At 65.8% G+C, this 17,464-nt stretch carries 17 protein-coding genes and 1 tRNA gene; 4 read left to right on the plus strand and 14 right to left on the minus strand.

Features of this window, described 5'->3' with window-relative positions:
- Nucleotides 1-9: 9 nt before the first annotated feature.
- The 10 genes from VF617_RS14405 to infA form a co-directional block, all read right to left on the minus strand.
- Nucleotides 10-1,209: an MFS transporter gene (locus tag VF617_RS14405; protein WP_331015601.1), complete on the minus strand. Its 1,200-nt coding sequence runs from the start codon at nucleotides 1,207-1,209 to the stop codon at nucleotides 10-12.
- Nucleotides 1,206-1,955: a cyclase family protein gene (locus VF617_RS14410; protein ID WP_331015978.1), complete on the minus strand. Its 750-nt coding sequence runs from the start codon at nucleotides 1,953-1,955 to the stop codon at nucleotides 1,206-1,208. Before VF617_RS14410 ends, VF617_RS14405 begins: the two co-directional genes overlap by 4 nt.
- 26 nt (nucleotides 1,956-1,981) lie before the next feature.
- Complete coding sequence (locus tag VF617_RS14415; protein ID WP_331015602.1) at nucleotides 1,982-2,932, minus strand: fumarylacetoacetate hydrolase family protein; 951 nt, start codon at nucleotides 2,930-2,932, stop codon at nucleotides 1,982-1,984.
- Between the two features lie 12 nt (nucleotides 2,933-2,944).
- Nucleotides 2,945-5,311 (minus strand): TonB-dependent receptor, encoded by a 2,367-nt coding sequence (locus tag VF617_RS14420; RefSeq protein WP_331015603.1) that lies wholly within the window; start codon nucleotides 5,309-5,311, stop codon nucleotides 2,945-2,947.
- Nucleotides 5,312-5,366: 55 nt separating this feature from the next.
- A complete protein-coding gene (locus VF617_RS14425; protein ID WP_331015604.1) occupies nucleotides 5,367-6,044 on the minus strand; it encodes an FCD domain-containing protein in 678 nt (225 codons plus the stop codon).
- Nucleotides 6,045-6,388: 344 nt separating this feature from the next.
- Nucleotides 6,389-6,464: transfer RNA gene (locus VF617_RS14430), tRNA-Phe, on the minus strand.
- Between the two features lie 55 nt (nucleotides 6,465-6,519).
- Nucleotides 6,520-6,705 carry a DNA gyrase inhibitor YacG gene (locus tag VF617_RS14435; protein WP_331015605.1) on the minus strand — a complete coding sequence of 62 codons (186 nt, stop codon included), beginning with the start codon at nucleotides 6,703-6,705 and terminating at the stop codon, nucleotides 6,520-6,522.
- Between the two features lie 2 nt (nucleotides 6,706-6,707).
- A complete protein-coding gene (locus tag VF617_RS14440; RefSeq protein WP_331015606.1) occupies nucleotides 6,708-7,646 on the minus strand; it encodes a ribonuclease in 939 nt (312 codons plus the stop codon).
- Nucleotides 7,639-8,208 (minus strand): nucleoside triphosphate pyrophosphatase, encoded by a 570-nt coding sequence (locus VF617_RS14445; protein WP_331015607.1) that lies wholly within the window; start codon nucleotides 8,206-8,208, stop codon nucleotides 7,639-7,641. Before VF617_RS14445 ends, VF617_RS14440 begins: the two co-directional genes overlap by 8 nt.
- A 10-nt stretch (nucleotides 8,209-8,218) precedes the next feature.
- A complete protein-coding gene (gene infA / locus VF617_RS14450) occupies nucleotides 8,219-8,437 on the minus strand; it encodes a translation initiation factor IF-1 (protein ID WP_010162480.1) in 219 nt (72 codons plus the stop codon).
- 153 nt (nucleotides 8,438-8,590) lie between these two features.
- Between infA and VF617_RS14455 the strand changes: the two genes are divergently transcribed.
- From VF617_RS14455 to VF617_RS14470, 4 genes are read left to right on the plus strand one after another with little or no spacing between them, the layout of a single operon-like run.
- Nucleotides 8,591-9,742, plus strand: coding sequence for an acetyl-CoA C-acetyltransferase (locus VF617_RS14455; protein WP_331015608.1), 1,152 nt, complete (start codon nucleotides 8,591-8,593; stop codon nucleotides 9,740-9,742).
- A gap of 4 nt (nucleotides 9,743-9,746) precedes the next feature.
- Nucleotides 9,747-10,781, plus strand: coding sequence for a CaiB/BaiF CoA-transferase family protein (locus VF617_RS14460; protein WP_331015609.1), 1,035 nt, complete (start codon nucleotides 9,747-9,749; stop codon nucleotides 10,779-10,781).
- Complete coding sequence (locus tag VF617_RS14465; RefSeq protein WP_331015610.1) at nucleotides 10,771-11,550, plus strand: SDR family NAD(P)-dependent oxidoreductase; 780 nt, start codon at nucleotides 10,771-10,773, stop codon at nucleotides 11,548-11,550. The genes VF617_RS14460 and VF617_RS14465 overlap by 11 nt, the downstream gene beginning before the upstream one ends.
- Nucleotides 11,550-12,689, plus strand: coding sequence for an acyl-CoA dehydrogenase family protein (locus VF617_RS14470; RefSeq protein WP_331015611.1), 1,140 nt, complete (start codon nucleotides 11,550-11,552; stop codon nucleotides 12,687-12,689). Before VF617_RS14465 ends, VF617_RS14470 begins: the two co-directional genes overlap by 1 nt.
- On the opposite strand, the gene VF617_RS14475 is transcribed toward VF617_RS14470, so the two are convergent.
- The 4 genes from VF617_RS14475 to thiL all read right to left on the minus strand — a co-directional run bounded on the left by VF617_RS14475 (nucleotide 12,686) and on the right by thiL (nucleotide 17,453).
- Nucleotides 12,686-13,318, minus strand: a complete 633-nt coding sequence (locus VF617_RS14475; protein WP_331015612.1) for a glutathione S-transferase — start codon at nucleotides 13,316-13,318, stop codon at nucleotides 12,686-12,688. The genes VF617_RS14470 and VF617_RS14475 overlap by 4 nt on opposite strands.
- The gene (locus VF617_RS14480) at nucleotides 13,281-14,231 is read right to left on the minus strand and encodes a rhodanese-related sulfurtransferase (protein ID WP_331015613.1); all 951 of its coding nucleotides are present in this window, start codon (nucleotides 14,229-14,231) and stop codon (nucleotides 13,281-13,283) included. The genes VF617_RS14475 and VF617_RS14480 overlap by 38 nt, the downstream gene beginning before the upstream one ends.
- 105 nt (nucleotides 14,232-14,336) lie before the next feature.
- Nucleotides 14,337-16,535, minus strand: coding sequence for a sodium-translocating pyrophosphatase (locus tag VF617_RS14485; RefSeq protein WP_331015614.1), 2,199 nt, complete (start codon nucleotides 16,533-16,535; stop codon nucleotides 14,337-14,339).
- 108 nt (nucleotides 16,536-16,643) lie between these two features.
- Nucleotides 16,644-17,453, minus strand: coding sequence for a thiamine-phosphate kinase (gene thiL / locus VF617_RS14490; protein ID WP_331015615.1), 810 nt, complete (start codon nucleotides 17,451-17,453; stop codon nucleotides 16,644-16,646).
- Between the last annotated feature and the right edge of the window lie 11 nt (nucleotides 17,454-17,464).

Genomic DNA, 17,464 nt, shown 5'->3' on the forward strand with positions numbered 1-17,464 from the left:
CCCTTTTGATCACGAATTGCCCGGTGTTTTTTCCGGAAGCTGCGAAAGGCGCACCGCCAGCCCGGCCGCCAGGACCAGAAGGCCCGCCGCCACGAACAGCGAGAGGCGATAGCTGCCCGTCGCCTGCTGGAGATATCCCGAAATCGCAGGGCCGGCCGCGCCGCCGACAAGGAATGCCGTATAGACCGCGCCATACATGGTTCCGTACACCGGGCGTGGAAACAGGCGGGCGACGAGAAAGGCGATCAGGTCGACTTCTGCGCCCAGCGCCAGCCCCGTGATCAGGGCACCCGGGATCGCGACCGCGAGACCTCCAGAGGCGAGCAGCGTCATTCCGCCGGCCGCGAGCAGAAAGACTGCGGCAGTGACGAGCGCGGGCGGCAGGCGGTCCAACAGCCAGCCTGTCACCAGGCGGCCGAAGATCGCCGCCACTCCGATCAAGGCCGTCATCCCTCCCGCCGCTACTGGGGTCAGCCCCCAATCGCCCATCATCGGCACGAAATGGACGACCGTTCCCAGGATGGCGGTGGCGGCGAGCAGGAACATCAGCGCAAGCAGGCGATATGCAGGGTCCGCCAGAATTGCGGCAAGGCTGGGTGCGGGAGCGTAGTCGCGTGGCGGCTCCTGCACGCCGCGAAGGAGCAAGAGCAAGAAGGGCGAAGCGACGGCGATCACGCCGGCCAGGACGAAATAGCCCGCGCGCCAGCCATGCTCGGCGACGAAGGGGACCAGAAGCCGGGGGATCAGAATGGCCCCCAGCCCGGTGCCGGCCAGCGTCAAGCCGAGCGCGAGGCCGCGATTGCGGTTGAACACGGCGACGACCAGGCGGCTGAACGGCATTGGGCTGGAGCCCGCAGTGAGCAGCGAAACGGCGGCAGTCAGCAACAGGAACGCGGCAAGGCTGGTGGTGAATGCCCCGAGTGCGGCGAAACCGAGCGCCAGCATCGCCAGTGAGCCGATTGCGACCCGGACGCTGCCGATTCGATCCGTCAGCCGGCCCATCGGAATCGACATCAGAGCGGCGCCCGCGGTGCCGACCAGCGCGCCCAGCGATGCGGCGCCGCGGCCCCAGCCGAATTCGGCCGCCATCGGCTTGATGAAGATGCCCAGCGAATAGAAATATAGCGAGCTAACCCCCAGCGCGATTCCCCCGAAGCTCGCGGCGAGCACGCGCCAGCCGCGCGAGAATTCGCCGCGTTCTTCGCTCATGACAGGATGGCCACTGCGCGGACCCAGCCGGCGGACGCCCGTTCGATCTTCACGGGGAAGCAGGCGACGGTAAAGCCATGCGCCGGCAGGCTTTCGAGATTCAGCAGTTTCTCCATCTGGTAATAGGGCATTTCGCGTCCCGCCTTATGGCCTTCCCAGATGATCGCGGCGTCGCCGCTTTCGGCATAACGTTGCGCGGTGTGGCTAAAGGGAGCGTCCCAGGACCACGCATCGGTGCCGACCACTTGGACGCCCTTGCCGGTCAGGTAGAGCGTGGCTTCGCGGCCCATGCCGCAGCCGCTCTCCACATAGTTCGGACCGCCATAGGCCGCAGCGGCGGAGGTGTTCACCAGCACGATGTCATAGGGCTGGAGCGCGTGACCGATCCGCTCAAGTTCGGCGGCGACATCGGCGGCGGTAGCGACATAGCCGTGGGCGAAATGCCGAAAATCGAGCTTGACCCCCGGGCGCAGGAACAGGTCGAGCGGGGCCTCGTCGATGGTTGGGGCCGGACGCGTCCCTTTGGCCGTCGTCGAATGATAGTGCCAGGGCGCATCCATATGGCTGCCGCTATGCGTCGACAGCGTCACATCCTCGACTGCCCAGGCCTCGCCGTCGGGCAGATCCTCCTGCGAAAGCCCCGGAAAGTACGGCAGCATCTGCGCAACGCCTTGCTGGTGATTCGAATAGTTGATGCGTGGACGCAGCGGCTCCGGATCGGTGACGATCCGGGCGCTGATCGGCATCGAGATATCGATGAACCTCGGGTCCGTCACAGGGTCACCTGCTCGGTAACAAGCGGTGCATCGATCAGCGCGGCCAGCGTGCCGATCCCTTCGATCTGCAGCTCGATCCGGTCGCCATGTTTGAGGAACCGCCCAAGCTCGAGTCCGCAACCGGAACCTACCGTTCCTGACCCAAGCACCTCGCCGGGGTGCAGCGTCTCCGAGCGGCTGACATGCTCAATGATCTGCGCAAAGCTCCAGTGCATCGAGCCGCTATTGCCCTCGCTCCACAGCGCGCCGTTGACGAGCGCCCGCATAGCGAGATTGGCCGGGTCGATTGCGTCCGCGGTGACGATCACGGGGCCGAGCATGTTCGCGCCATCGAAATCCTTCCCCTTGGCAGGACCAAGCGGCCCCTGCATTTCCTGGAACTGAGCATCGCGGGCAGTGAAGTCGTTCCAGATCGTATAACCGAAAATATGCCCGGCGGCGCGGCTGGCCGGAATGTCGCGCCCGCGTTTGCCGATCACACAGGCAAGCTCGAGCTCATAATCGATGATCCGCGAATAATCGGGCCAGTGCACCGTGTCGCCGGGTCCGGAGACGGCGAAACGATTGCATTTGTAATAAATCGGCTGGCTGTACCAGATCGGCGGTATCGCCATCGGTTCGGGCGGCGCGGGCGGGGCGCCCCATGTGGCGCGCAACTTCGCGCCCTGCCAGCCGGCCATGCGCATATGTTCCTCGAAGACGAGGAAATCGCGCATCTGCACCGGAACCGGCAGCGGCGCGAGCCAGCGCACCGAGGAGGGGTCGCGGCCCCCTTGCGCCCGCTGGACGATCGAGCGGGCGATATCGAGGGCCGCGTCTCCGCCTTCGATGAGCGCTTGCATCGATGACAGCGCGGGGCTTGCCTGGGAGATATCGACGATCGCCCCGTCGCCGCCCAGCGCACCCAGGCACGGGCCGGCCCCGCCATCAAAGCTAAGCAACTTCATCCCAGGCTTTCCTCAGAACTTGAACTTGCCCGATACGCCCCAGGTGCGCGGGGTGTTGAGCGTCGCGATCGGGAAGCCGTTGAAGGGCACGATTTGCGAGATGTGGCGATTGTCGAAGACGTTGCGGCCATAGACCGCGACCTCCCAGCCGCTGGCCCCCGTCACGCTGAGCCGAAGATCCACTTCCTGCCAGCTTTCGCTGAGATACTGGGCGATATCCTGGTTGGTTTCGGAGAACCAGGTTTCGGATTGGAAGCGGAAGGTGCCGGTCGCGCCGATCGATCCGAAGTTGGTGGGCACGCTGTAATTGGCGGAGGCGTAGCCCTGCCATCTGGGTGCGCGGGTAAGGTCGTTGCCCGCGACATTCTCCGTGACCGGCGCGACTTGATTGCCGAAGCGAATGCTTCCCACGTTGGACGCGAGCGTCGCCAGATTGCCCTGCTGGATCTTGCCGTCGAGATAGGCGCCGTTGAGCGTGAAGGTTAGATTATCGACCGGCGCGACGATGCTTTCCAACTCGATGCCGCGAACGCGCGCCTTGGGTACGTTTACGATGGAGACGCCTCCGGAGAGCACTGCCTGGCGAATGTGCAGATCGGCATAGTCGGTCTGGAACGCGCTGAGGTTCAGCCGCAGCCTGCGATCGAAGAATTCGTTCTTCGATCCGATCTCATAGGATGTGATCTTCTCCGAGCTGTTCTCCAGCGGATTGGTGGGATCGGTGGGCACCGCGACGTTGCCGAAATTGTTGAAACCGCCGCTGTTGAAGCCCTTCGAGAAGCTGGCGTAGAGCGTGTTGTCGGCGGTCGGCTTGAACGTCACGATCGCGCGCGGCGAGACATTCTCGAAGCGCTGCGTGCAGGGCGCCGTCGCGCTCGGGCAACTCGCGTTGACGAGGATCGGCCCGCCAAGCACCGAGGGTGTGATCGTCCGGACAAGGTTCGCGATCGTCGCCGCCTTGTCGTCGCGGCTGATGCGGAGGCCACCGGTCAGCAAAAGGCTGGGGCTGAGCTCATAGGTCATGTCGAGGAAGGCGGCATAGCTATCGACCTTTTGCTGTGCCGCGAAACTCGCGGTCGTGCCGGTGGGACGGCCGGCGAAGATCGGGCCGGTTGGCCCGAAGCCCGTCGCGACCGGAGGACCCGCCTGAAGGTTGATGATGTTGATGGAAGCGTTGGTGTCCTGGTGGAAATAATAGAGGCCCAGCGTCCATTTGAACGGTCCTGCGCCCGACGATGCCACGCGAAACTCCTGCGAGTAGCTTTTCTGCCGCTGATCGGTGCTGTTGGTGCCGATCGCCGCGGCAGGCGTAGTCAAAGGCGAGGCGTCCTGCGCGCCGCTGACGTGGAAATTGCGATAGCCCGAGATCGAAGTGATCGTCGCTCCCCCGACATCCCAGTCGGCGAGCAGAGTGAGGTCGGTCGCGCGCGTGCGGGTAAATTGGTCGGCCACGATAGAGACCTGCCGGCTTTCGCGCCGGGCCGCATAATCGGCGAGGCGCAGATAGGGATTGCCGAAATATTGTGTGCCTAAGGTCGGCCCGGCGGGAGCCGTTGTCACCCGGGCAAGCGGTATCGTAGCGGGGCGCGCGCGGCCCACCGAGTGATCCGCGATCAAGTCTATCGTCAGCGCGCTCGACGGCTTCAGCCGCAGCGATACGCGGCCGGTGGTGCTGCGTCCGCCACCGAACTTGCGGCTATCGACGGTGTTGCGCGCCCAATCCCCGCCGCTGTTATGGCCAAGCGCCACGCGCAGTGCGAGCACGTCGTCCACCAGCGGGAGATTGACGGCGCCCGATAGCTTGAGCTCGTCGAAGCTGGCATATTCGGCGCGAGCTTCTCCGCCGAGAATATTGGTCGGGCGCTTGCTGCTGATGAGAACCGCGCCCGCGGTCGAATTGCGGCCATAGAGCGTGCCCTGGGGCCCGCGCAGCACCTGAACCGTATCGACATCGAGAAAATCCGATACCGATTGGCCGAGCGCAGGAACATAGACGCCATCGACATACACCGCGACCGGCTGGTCGGTGAGCAGGCTGCCGCCGCCGGCTGGGCCGCCGAGGCCACGGATCGAGATTGGCGCAAGGCCGTAGCTCACGCTGTTCGAGACGACGAGGCCGGGCACCGATCCCGCCAGATCCTGCAGCGAGTTCACTCCGCTTTCGGCCAGCGCTTCGCCCCCGATCGCGGAGACCGAGATGGGAACGTCCTGCGCATTTTCGGCGCGGAGCTGGGCGGTGACCACGATTTCCGCGATGCCCTGGTCCTCTTCGGCAGCCGGCGCTTGCGCGGCGGCCTGTCCGGCATCCTGGGCGAATACCGGCGTCGCCAGGCAAAGCGCTATCGTGGCGGCCGAAGCCGCAAAAAATTGTACTTTCATTTTCCTTCTCCCCTGCCGCGCCATTTACCGGCGGCGGCTTGTGTGTCGGCGCCGGCTATCCAGCCGGGCTTTCCCTTCCATTCCAAAATCCAGCCGATGCGAGCGCGTCGACAGTGATCATCATGTGTCGCTCGATCGATTTGGCCGCAGCATCGGCATCGCGGGCGAGCACCAGCTCGATCAGCCGTTCATGCTCGGCGATATGTGCATCGCCTGAGACCTGGGGAACGACGATCAGCCGCCGGTAGCGCAAATGCTGCTCCTGATATCGCGCCTGCATGATCAAAAGGCGCTGCGATCCGCAGGCCGAGATCATAGTCGCATGCAGTGCGTCGTGCGCCTGTTCCCACGCGACAAGCGTGTCATGGTCGCCCAAATCCTTGGTGGACAGCTTCCGGTAGCGATGCATGGCGCCAACCAGGCCCGCTTCCCAATCGTCATCGCCCAATTCGATCGCGCGCCGCACCGCCGCGGTCTCCACCGCTATCCGGGCGACCGCGATATCGAGAAGATCCTCGCGCGAAAGCGCAGCGACCCGGAACCCACGATTCGGCTCCAGCTCGACCAGCCCCTCCGCAAGCAATCGAGACAAGGCTTCACGAATCGGCGAGAAGCCCGCGTCGAACCGGCCCTTCAGCGCTTCGAGGCGAAGCGGCTGAGCCGGCGCAAGGATGCCGCGGGTTATGTCGGCTCGCAGCCCAGATTCGATATCCTTGACGAGTGTCTGTCCCATATTTCCGAGATATCATATGATTTTCGATAATGTCAAATTAAATTACAGATTTTCGAAAATTATGTCTTACTGATCCGGGGGCTGGTCATATCGGCCAGGTGCTGGCGATCGACGGCGGCACGCTGATTACCGACGGCAGCTGAGGCGCCAGGCGTTCGGCGCCCGGCCCCAGTCGAACGTGACCAGTCAGATGCGTTCTGATCCGCAGCGAACAATCAATGAAGTGCAGCCATGCCAGGCAAGCGGGGGCAAGGGCAGCCCTGCGATTCCCCCGAAGCGCCGATGCCGCCATGACCCCGGTGACGTAGCGTGGACCCGACTCCGGTATCCGCACTATCCGAGAGTGGTGCCCGGGGACGGATTCGAACCGCCGACACTGCGATTTTCAGTCGCATGCTCTACCAACTGAGCTACCCGGGCCCGTCCGGCGGAGCCGGGGACGATATGCGCCGGCTTGTCGCCGGAAGCGCGCTCTCTAGTCAGCGTCGCGAGTGCTGTCCAGCCCGCTCGGCGCTTCCGGATCGACGGCCTCGGCGGGAACGCGATAGCCTTCGCCCAGCCATTGCAGCAGGTCGCGATCCTTGCAGCCCCGGCTGCAGAACGGTTTGAATTCTGGAACCATGGGCTTGCCGCAGATCGGGCAGCCGGTGCGCTTGGCCATCTTTACTCTCTCGACGCGATTTCGGTGACGCCGCCCGCGCGACGCGCCAGCTCCGCGATCCAATCGGGTTGCTGGGCAAGCCGGCGCGCGATGCGCTGACTGACCATATGGGTTGTCGGAGGGGGCGGGGGAAGGCGTTCGATCCGCCGAAGCTCGGCGCGCGCTTCCGCCCCTATCGCATCGGCACGGAGCAGTTCGGGCAGCGACGGTCGGACGCGGCGGCGCACGATCTGAAGGAAGCCGAAGCCATTGACCATTGTGCGTTCGAAGGGCTGGGGCAATGCGGCGTCGATCGCCTCGGCCACTGCCTGGCGTGCGGCCTTGCTGGGGAGCGTGGGGAAATCCACGCCGATCGATCCTGCGATGCCATGCCGCTCGCAGGCGCGGGCGACGGCGTGCGCCGCGGCGAGCGCGAGCGCGTCATGCGGGGCGGGGCCATCGACATCGAACAGGGCCATTGCGGGGGTGGGGGAGAGGCGGAGCGCGCCGCCGGCAAAGGCGATCTCACCGGTGATCGCTTCCTCCAGCACTTCGGACCAACCGGCTTGCTCTAGCAGATCGGGTTCGTGCGCACGGCAGTGGCGCACCGGAAGGCCGGACGCAGTGATGCGGGCCAGAAGATCGAGACCCTCACCGAGCGGCGCATCGGTCGGCACAGCCTTGGGCAATTTGGGGCGGCCGGGCTCGGGAATCGCCTCGCGAACGATCAGCGCGCGGAAACGCCCGCCCTGAGTGACGGTGGGAAGGGGGGAGCAGAGCGCTTCGCCCCCGCCTTCCAGCGTGATGCGCGCAGTGCCGCGATCTGTCATGCGCGCCGCGACGACGCTACCGGCACGGGGTCCGGCACTCTCCACTTCTATTCGGGCTTTCCAGATGATGCCTCGCGACACCAGGGCCGCGCGATTCTCGCCGATCCCAGCTTCGAACAGCCACTCAGGCAAGCGGGAAGCCCGCGCTGACGAGCAAGGCGCGCGTCTCGAACACCGGCAGTCCGACCACGCCCGAATGGCTGCCGGAGAGGAAGCGCACGAATGCCTCGGCCTTGCCCTGGATGGCATAGCCGCCAGCCTTGCCCATGCCCTCGCCGCTGGCGACGTACCAGTCGATCTCGGCGGGACTCAGGCGCTTGAAGGCGACGATCGTGTCCGAGAGCCGAGTGCGCGCCTTGCCGTCGGCGCCGATCAGGCAGACCGCGGAATAGCAATGGTGCCGGCGGCCCGAAAGCAGGGTCAGCATCCGGCGCAGATCGGCTTCGTCCTCGGGCTTGCCAAGGATGCGCCGGCCGGCTGCTATCGTCGTGTCGCCCGCCAGCACGATCTCGTCCCCCGCGCGCTCCACTGCCTGTGCCTTGGCAATGGCGATGCGCTGCACATAGGGGCGCGGCAATTCGCCGGGCACCGGATCTTCGTCCACATCGGGCGCCGCGATACGCGAAGGTTCGATCCCGATCCGCCTGAGCAGATCGAGACGGCGCGGCGAGGTCGATGCGAGGACGAGCCGCACGGGGCGCGGCTTATTTGAAGCGGTAGGTTATACGGCCCTTGGTCAGGTCGTAGGGCGTGAGTTCGACAAGCACTTCGTCGCCGACCAGCACGCGGATGCGATTCTTGCGCATCTTGCCGGCGGTGTGCCCCAGAATCTCGTGATCGTTTTCGAGCTTAACGCGGAACATGGCGTTGGGCAGAAGCTCAACGACCTGACCGCGCATTTCAAGCAGTTCTTCTTTGGCCAAAATTACCTCATGAGGTGTGCGCGCGTAAAGTGGCGGTGCCTTTACTCCGGGACGGGCGAAAAGGAAAGCGGGCGCACACTTGCACAGGCCGCGGCGCTCCGGCACTTACATTCATGTAAGTTGTGCGTCGTTCAAGGGATGTGGGAGAGGCAAGTGGCCGAAGCATATATCGTCGCGGCAACGCGAACCGCGGGCGGACGCCGCAATGGCAAGCTGATGGGATGGCACCCCGCCGATCTGGGCGGTGCGGTGCTTACCGAAATCGCGGCGAGATCGGGAATCGATCCTGCGGCGATCGACGATGTGATCATGGGCTGCGTGGGGCAGGCGGGCGAGCAGGCGCTGCACATCGGGCGAAACGCCGTGCTGGCCTCGACCTTGCCGCAGAGCGTCCCCGCGGTGTCGATCGATCGCCAGTGCGGAAGCTCTCAGCAGGCGATCCAGTTCGCCGCGCAGGCAGTGATGTCCGGCACGCAGGACGTGGTGATCGCCGCGGGCGTGGAGCATATGAGCCGGGTGCCGATGGGCACTTCGGTAGCCGGCGGCAAGCCGTTCAGCGACAAGGCGCTCGAGCGGTTTGGCGTTCGCGGATTCAGCCAGTTCACCGGGGCGGAGATGATAGCGCGGAAATATGGTTATGACCGCGAGCGGCTCGATGCCTATTCGCTGGAGAGCCACCGGCGAGCGGCGGCGGCCGTGGAGCGCGGCGACTTTGCGGACGAGATCGTGGCGCTGGAGATCGAGACGCCGGAGGGGCCGGCGATCCACGACCAGGACGAAGGCATCCGCTTCGATGCGAGCATGGCAGGGCTGGGCAGTCTCAAGACGCTGGCCGAGAGCGGGGTCATCACCGCCGGCAATGCCAGCCAGATCTGCGATGGCGCCTCGGCCGTGATGGTGGTGAGCGAAGCCGCGCTCAAGGCGCATGGCCTGACTCCGCTGGCGCGCATCCACAATCTGACTGTGACAGCGGGCGATCCGGTGATCATGCTTGAAGAGCCGCTGTTCGCTACCGAGCGGGCCCTGAAGCGCGCAGGGATGTCGATCGGCGATATCGACTTGTACGAAGTCAACGAGGCCTTCGCGCCGGTGCCGCTGGCGTGGCTGGAACATAGCGGCGGCGACCCGGCGAAGCTCAACGTCAATGGCGGGGCGATTGCCTTGGGGCACCCGCTGGGCGCTTCCGGCACCAAGCTGATGGCCACGCTTGTCCACGCGCTTCGCAAGCGCGGGCTGCGCTATGGCCTGCAGACGATGTGCGAAGGCGGCGGGATCGCCAATGTGACGATCGTCGAGGCGTTGTGAGCCGATGGGCGCGCTGACCGGCATCCGGATCGTCGAGTTCGGCGGCATCGGGCCGGGGCCGTTTGCGGGAATGATGCTGGCCGATCACGGGGCCGAAGTGATTCGCATCGAGCGGCCGGGGGCAATTTTCGGGCCGCATGCGCTGGCGCGGTCGCGGCGGGCGATCGGGGTGGAGCTCAAGTCGTCCGGGGGCATCGCCACTGCGCGCGAGCTTTGCGCCGGCGCCGACGGGATCATCGAAGGCTTCCGGCCCGGGGTCATGGAGCGGCTGGGGCTGGGGCCGGATGTGCTCATCGGTGCGAACCCCAGGCTCGTTTATGGACGGATGACCGGCTGGGGGCAGGAGGGCCCTCTCAGCAACGCGCCGGGGCATGACATCAATTATATGGCGGTCGCCGGGCTGCTTGACGGGATCGGCGCGCCGGATCAGCCGCCGGTCGCGCCGGCCAATTACGTCGCCGATTTCGGCGGGGGCGGGATGCTGCTGGCTTTCGGCATGGTGAGCGCATTGCTGGCGGTGAAGATGGGCGCGCCAGGGCAGGTGGTGGATGCGGCGATGACCGATGGCGCGGCACTGCTTGCCAGCATGAGCTGGGGGTTCAAGGCGGCGGGCATGTGGCGTGACGGGCCGGGGGCCAATTTGCTGAGCGGGGCGTCGCCCTTTTATCGCTGCTATGCCTGTGCCGATGGCCGTCACGTTGCGGTCGGTGCGATCGAGCCGCAATTCTATGCGGCGCTGGTCGCGGGCTTGGGCGAGGACGGCGGCGGCCAGATGGACGCCAGCCAATGGCCTGAACGCGCCCGGCGCTTTGCCGCGGCCTTCGCGAAGCGCAGCCGCGACGAATGGGTCTTGCATTTCTCCTCCGATGCATGCGTCTCGCCGGTACTGACATTCGACGAAGCCGCAGCGCACCCGCACAACGTTGCGCGCGGCACCTTCGTCGGCGACGCGCCCACGCCTGCGCCGCGCTTTTCGGCGACTCCGGCATCAGCCCCAACAGCCCCAAGATGGATATCAGGAGAGCAGAATGAACTTTGAAGGCACCGCAGCAGTCGTTACCGGCGGCGCATCGGGACTGGGTGCAGCGACGGCCCGCGCGCTTGCGGCGGCGGGCGCCAAGATCGCGTTGTTCGACATGAATGCCGAGAAGGGCGAGGCGCTGGCCGCCGAACTTGGTGGCGTGTTCTGCAAGGTCGATGTCCGCTCGGACGACGAGGTCGATGCCGCCTTCGCCCGCGCGCGCGAGGCGCACGGCCAGGAGCGCGTCCTCGTCAACTGCGCCGGCGTCGGCAACGCCTTCAAGACGGTCAGCCGCGACCGGAACACCGGCGAGATCAAGCAATTTCCCGCCGCCGCGTTCGACTGGGTGATTCAGGTCAACCTGGTCGGCAGCTTCCGCTGCATCGTGAAAAGCGCCGCCGGGATGCTGACGCTCGACCCGCTGGAAGGCGGCGAGCGCGGCGCGATCGTCAACACCGCCAGCGTCGCCGCCGAGGACGGGCAGATCGGCCAGGCGGCGTATTCCGCGTCCAAGGGCGGCATCGTCGGGATGACGCTGCCGATCGCGCGCGATCTCTCGGGTGAGGGCATCCGCATCAACACGATCCTGCCGGGCATCTTCGATACGCCGCTGATGAACGCCGCGCCGCCGCAAGTGAAGGAAGCGCTGGCCGCATCGGTGCCCTTCCCCAAGCGGCTCGGCGATCCGGACGATTATGCGAGCCTGGCGCTCGAAATGCTCCGCAATCCCTATTTCAACGGCGAGGATGTGCGGCTCGATGGCGCGATCCGCATGGCGCCGCGCTGATGGGCTGGCGCGACGATCCCGAACTGGTTGCGCTCGCCGATGGCGCGGCGCGCTTCTTCGAACGCGAGGCGCCGCCCGAGCGGATCGCCAGGTGGCGCGAAGCGGGGCAGGTGGAGCGGGCTTTCTGGCGGCAGGCTGGCGAGGCCGGGCTGCTCGGCGTGTCGATCCCCGCCGAATATGGCGGATCGGGCGGCGACTTCCGGCATGACGTTACGCTGGTCGAGCAGGTGGGCCGATACGGCGTAGAAGGGTTCGCGCTCTCGCTGCACAACGTCATCATCCTGCCTTATGTGCTCGCTCATGGCACCGAGGAGCAGAAGCAGCGCTGGCTGCCCAAGCTCTGTTCGGGCGAAAGCGTGGCGGCGATCGCGATGAGCGAGCCGGGTGCGGGCTCCGACCTCCAGGCGATCCGCACCACCGCGCTGAAAGACGGCAATGGCTACCGGATCAACGGGGCCAAGACCTTCATCTCCAACGGCCAGATCGCCGACTTCATCATCGTCGTCGCCAAGACCGATCCCGAGCAGGGCGCGAAGGGCGTCTCGCTGCTGGTGGTCGAGACCTCCACGGCGGAGGGCTTTCGCCGTGGCAAGGCGCTCGACAAGATCGGGCTCGATGCACAGGATACCAGCGAGCTGTTCTTCGACGATGTCTGGGTCCCCGCCGACAATCTGCTCGGCACCGGCGAAGGCCAGGGCTTCCGCCAGTTGATGGCGGAACTGCCGCGCGAACGCCTGGTGATCGCCGTCTCCAGCGTGGTGACGATGACCAGGGCGGTCGAAGTGACGATCGAATATACGAAGGAGCGCCAGGCGTTCGGCCAGCGCGTCTTCGATTTCCAGAACACGCAGTTCAAACTCGCCGAATGCAAGGCCAAGGCGGAGGTCGCTCGCGTCTATGTCGATGACTGCATCGAGCGCCAGCTTGCCGGCACGCTCGACCTGACCAGCGCGGCTATCGCCAAATTATGGGTGACCGAGGCCGAGGGCCAAGTGGTCGACGAATGCCTCCAGCTCCACGGCGGCTATGGCTATGTGAACGACTATCCGATTGCGCGGATGTGGCGGAATGCGCGGGTCCAGCGGATATATGGCGGATCGAACGAGATCATGAAGGTGCTCATCGCGCGCTCACTCTAGGCCGCGCGCCATTGCGGGCGCCGCGTCATGATCCGCGCAAACAAGTCCGAAGCGATCTGTGCCGCCAGCCATCGCTGTAAGCAGGGGAGCGGCTGCGCGTCGAACCAGGCCTGGTCGACTACCGCGAACTGGCGCACGAAGGGCATGATCGCGGCGTCGGCGAGCGACCCTCGGTCGCCGCACAGATAGGTGGACTGAGCCAGGTGGCGCTCAAGTTCGGCGAGCATATCCAGGGCATGCGCTCGATGCTCGGCGGAGTCCGATCCATGCCGCTCCGGATATTTGTAGCGGTCGAGATGATATTTGAACGCGCCGTCATTGGCCTCGATAAGCGCCGCATCGTCGCCTCTCAGCCAGTCTTCGGGGTCGTTGCGCTCCAGCGCCCAGCGCATGATGTCGAGGCTTTCGTCGATCACCTGTCCGCAGGGCAGCATCAGTACCGGAACGGTCGCCTTGGCTGAGGCGGCGAAAAGCTCAGCTGGCTTGTCGCTGAGCTTCACTTCGCGGATTTCGCAGGGGGTTCCGCTAACCGCGAGCGCCATCCGCGCCCGCATCGCATAGGGGCACCGGCGAAAGCTGTAGAGGATTGGCTCAGTCAGCGTCGCGGTCCGCCTGGGCCGCGCCGACATGCGCTTCGCCGCGCGCCGCGGCCAACAGGCTCTGGCGCTGGCGCTCGGCATAGCGCGCGCGCTGCGCCTCGGTGCGCTCGGCATGGCAGGCGGGGCAGGAGATTCCCTCCTCATATTCGGGTGCGCTGCGCTCCGCCTCGGTCACCGGCCTGCGGCACGCGCGGCAGAGCTGTTGCGATCCCGGCGCCAGCCCGTGCGAGACCGACACGCGCTCGTCGAACACGAAGCAATCCCCTTGCCACCGGCTCTCTTCGGGCGCGACCTGTTCCAGATAGGCAAGGATGCCGCCCTTCAGGTGATAGACTTCGTCCAGGCCCTCCGCCTTGAGAAAAGCCGTCGCCTTTTCGCAGCGTATCCCGCCGGTGCAGAACATCGCGATCCTGGGCTTGCGCTCGCCTTCCCATTCGTGGCGGTGCGCGCGGAACCAGGCGGGGAAGTCGCGAAACGTCGGCGTGCCCGGATCGATCGCGCCCGCAAAAGTGCCCAGCGCCACTTCGTAATCGTTGCGCGTGTCGATCAGCACGGTGCCGGGCTGGTCGATAAGCGTGTTCCAGTCCCGCGGGGCGACATACTCCCCCGCCGCCAGCGGGTCGATGTCCGGCTGGCCCATCGTCACGATCTCGCGCTTGATGCGCACCTTCATCCGGTGAAACGGCATCGCCCCGGCGCGCGCTTCCTTCACGTCTAGGTCAGCGCAACCGGGCAACCCTTGGATATGCGCCAGCACCTGGCCGATAGCGGCGTCCGGTCCGGCGATCGTCCCGTTAATCCCCTCGCGCGCGATCAGCAGCGTGCCCTTCACGCCCTGCTTGCGGCACAGCTGATCCAGCGGCCCCCGGATCGCTTCGTAATCGTCGAACCGAGTGAAGCGATAGAGCGCGGCAACGCGAACGGGCAGGGCGGCTTCATTCACGCGGCGCTCCTAACAGAGCGACGCCCGTGCGTCATGCAGGCGCACAAACAAAACCCCGCCCGGATGGCTCCGGGCGGGGTCTGTTCACTCGAAGGACAGCCCGCTTTAGCCGACATGTCCCGCCAGCGCCGCGAGCAGAAGCAAGGCGACGATGTTGGTGATCTTGATCATCGGATTGACGGCGGGGCCCGCGGTATCCTTGTAGGGATCGCCCACGGTGTCGCCGGTGACTGCGGCCTTATGGGCTTCGGAGCCCTTGCCGCCGTGATTGCCGTCTTCGATATACTTCTTGGCATTGTCCCATGCGCCGCCGCCGGAGGTCATCGAGATGGCGACGAACAGTCCGGAGACGATCACGCCCAGCAGCATCGCCCCCAGCGCCGCAAAGCCTTCGCTCTGGCCGGCCACCGCCGTGATGATGAAGTAGACTGCGATCGGGCTCAGCACCGGCAGCAGCGAGGGGATGATCATCTCCTTGATCGCCGCCTTGGTGACGATGTCCACCGTGCGCGCATAGTTGGGACGGCTGGTCCCTTCCATGATGCCCGGATTCTCCCGGAACTGCGCGCGGACGTCCTCGACCACGGCGCCCGCCGCGCGGCCCACGGCGGTCATGCCGAATGCGCCGAACAGATAGGGCAGCAGCGCGCCGAGCAGCAGCCCGACGATGACGTACGGATTGTTCAGCGAGAAATCGACCGGCACGTCAGGGAAGAACTCCTTGAGGTCGGTCGTGTACGCGCCGAACAGCACGAGCGCGGCAAGCGCCGCCGAGCCGATGGCATAGCCCTTGGTCACGGCCTTGGTGGTATTGCCCACCGCGTCGAGCGCATCGGTCTTGTGACGCACATCATCAGGAAGGCCCGCCATTTCGGCGATGCCGCCGGCATTGTCGGTGACCGGACCATAAGCGTCCAATGCGACGACCATGCCCGCGAGCGCCAGCAGCGAAGTCGCGGCGAACGCCACGCCGATGATGCCAGCGATCTGGAACGCGGCGATCACGGCGACCACGATCACGAGCGTCGGCAGCGCAGTCGATTCAAGGCTGATCGCCAGGCCCTGGATCACGTTGGTGCCGTGGCCGGTTTCGGAAGCCTTGGCGATGGACTTGACCGGGCGATAATTGGTGCCCGTATAATATTCGGTGATCCACACCAGCAGTCCGGTGACCGCGAGGCCGATCATCATGCAGAGGAACAGACTCATGCCGGTGAATTCCTTGCCGGTGAGCAAGGTGAGGTCGCCGGCGCCAGCGATGACTGCGGTGGGATCGACCGGCAATGCGCCGATGACGGTGTCCATGTCGCCGAGAAGCTCGCCGGTAAGGGCGTAGCTGGTGGCGAGGTAGATTGCCGGGATCGAGAGGATCGCGGTGGTCCAGAAGCCCTTGTAGAGCGCGCCCATGATGTTCTGGCTCTTGCCCAGGCGGACCATATACGTGCCGATGATGGAGGTGATGATGCACACGCCGCCGACCAGGAGCGGCAGGGTCATCAGCCGCATCAGCGATTCCGCTCCGACCGAGGAAAGCAACAATGCGATCGAGACCATGGTGAGGCCGATGGTCACGACATAGGTTTCGAACAGATCGGCCGCCATGCCGGCACAATCGCCGACATTGTCGCCGACATTATCGGCGATCACCGCGGGGTTGCGGGGGTCGTCCTCGGGGATTCCGGCTTCGACCTTGCCCACCAGATCGGCGCCGACATCGGCGGCCTTGGTGAAGATGCCGCCGCCGAGGCGCGCGAAGATCGAAATCAGCGAAGCGCCGAAGGCCAGGGCGGTGAGCGCGGCGATGATCGTGCGGCGATCCGCGATCTCGTCAAGGTCCATCTGGCCGGGCCCGATCAGATACCAGAAGATCCCCGCGATCGAGAGCAGGCCGAGGCCCGCGACGAGCATGCCGGTGATCGCGCCCGATCGGAACGCGAGCGTCAGGCCGCCCTGCAGGCTGGTGCGCGCGGCCTCGGCCGTGCGCACATTGGCGCGCACCGAGATGTGCATGCCTGCGAAGCCGGCGGCGCCGGACAGGACCGCGCCGATCAGGAAGCACACCGTGGATAGCGGCGCGCCCATTCCGTCGAGGAACACCCAAATCAACACCGCGACGATCGCGCCAACGATCCCGATGGTGAGATATTGCCGGCCCAGATAGGCCTTTGCGCCCTCCTGAATGGCGGCGGCGATACTCTGCATCTTCTCGTTGCCCGCGGGCGCGCGGAGCACCTGCTGGGCAGTCAATATGCTATAGAGCACGGCGATCAGGCCGCATGCTATGGCGATGTAAACGATCGTCATGGTGGTGAAGTCCTTCCCCTAGACTTTTGGAAAGCGCCTCTCCGGTCTCGCGCCGGGTTCAAGGGCAGGGCAGACGTATAGACACGCATCGTGCGAGCGCAAGCGGGGTCAGCCGTGCTCGTAGCCGAGCTTTTCGGGAGGCGGTGCGCCGTCCAGCAGCAAGGCCGCGGGGCCGGGCGCCGTGAATGCGCCGATGCGCGTGGCTGGCACGGGGGGGGCGAAGCCCTTGGGCGCCGCAAAGAGCAATTCATAATCGTCGCCCCATGCCGCCGCGGCGAGCCGATCCTCGACCCCAGGGGCGAAGGGGATCGCATCGAGGCTAAGCTCGGCAGTGCAGTTGCTGGCCCGCGCCATTCGGCTCGCGTCCAGCAACAGCCCATCCGACACGTCCATCATCGCATGGACATGAGGGGCCAGCGCCCGGCCCTCGGCGAGGCGCGGGCGGGGGCGAAGATAGGCGGGGCCGCCCTGTGCGAAGTCGCGCATCGCCGCGCCGATATGGCCGGTGACCCAAAGGGCGTCGCCGGGCTTCGCGCTGGTGCGGTGCGGAACCGCCGCCGCGCGGCCGATGGCGGTGCATCCGAAAACGGCGGGGCTGGTCGCGATCGTGTCGCCGCCGAGCAGTGGCACCGCATAGGCCGTGAGCACTTCGCGCAGCCCTTCGACGAAGCGCTCATTATGCTCCACCAACGTTGCGCCGATCAGCACCCCGATCGGCTCAGCGCCCTTGGCGGCCAGGTCCGAGAGGTTAACCGCGACCAGCTTCCAGGCGATATCGGCCGGATCGGTCCCGGCTCGGTAATGCACCCCCTCAGCGATGGCATCGTGGGTGAGGACGAGCGTCTCGCCGCCGATCGCCAGCGTCGCCGCATCGTCGAGCAAGCCATGTGCGCCCGCATGAAGCGGCAGGGTGCGCAAGGCGGCAATGA

The organism is Sphingomonas sp. (genome assembly GCF_036388215.1).
GTDB lineage: Bacteria > Pseudomonadota > Alphaproteobacteria > Sphingomonadales > Sphingomonadaceae > Sphingomonas.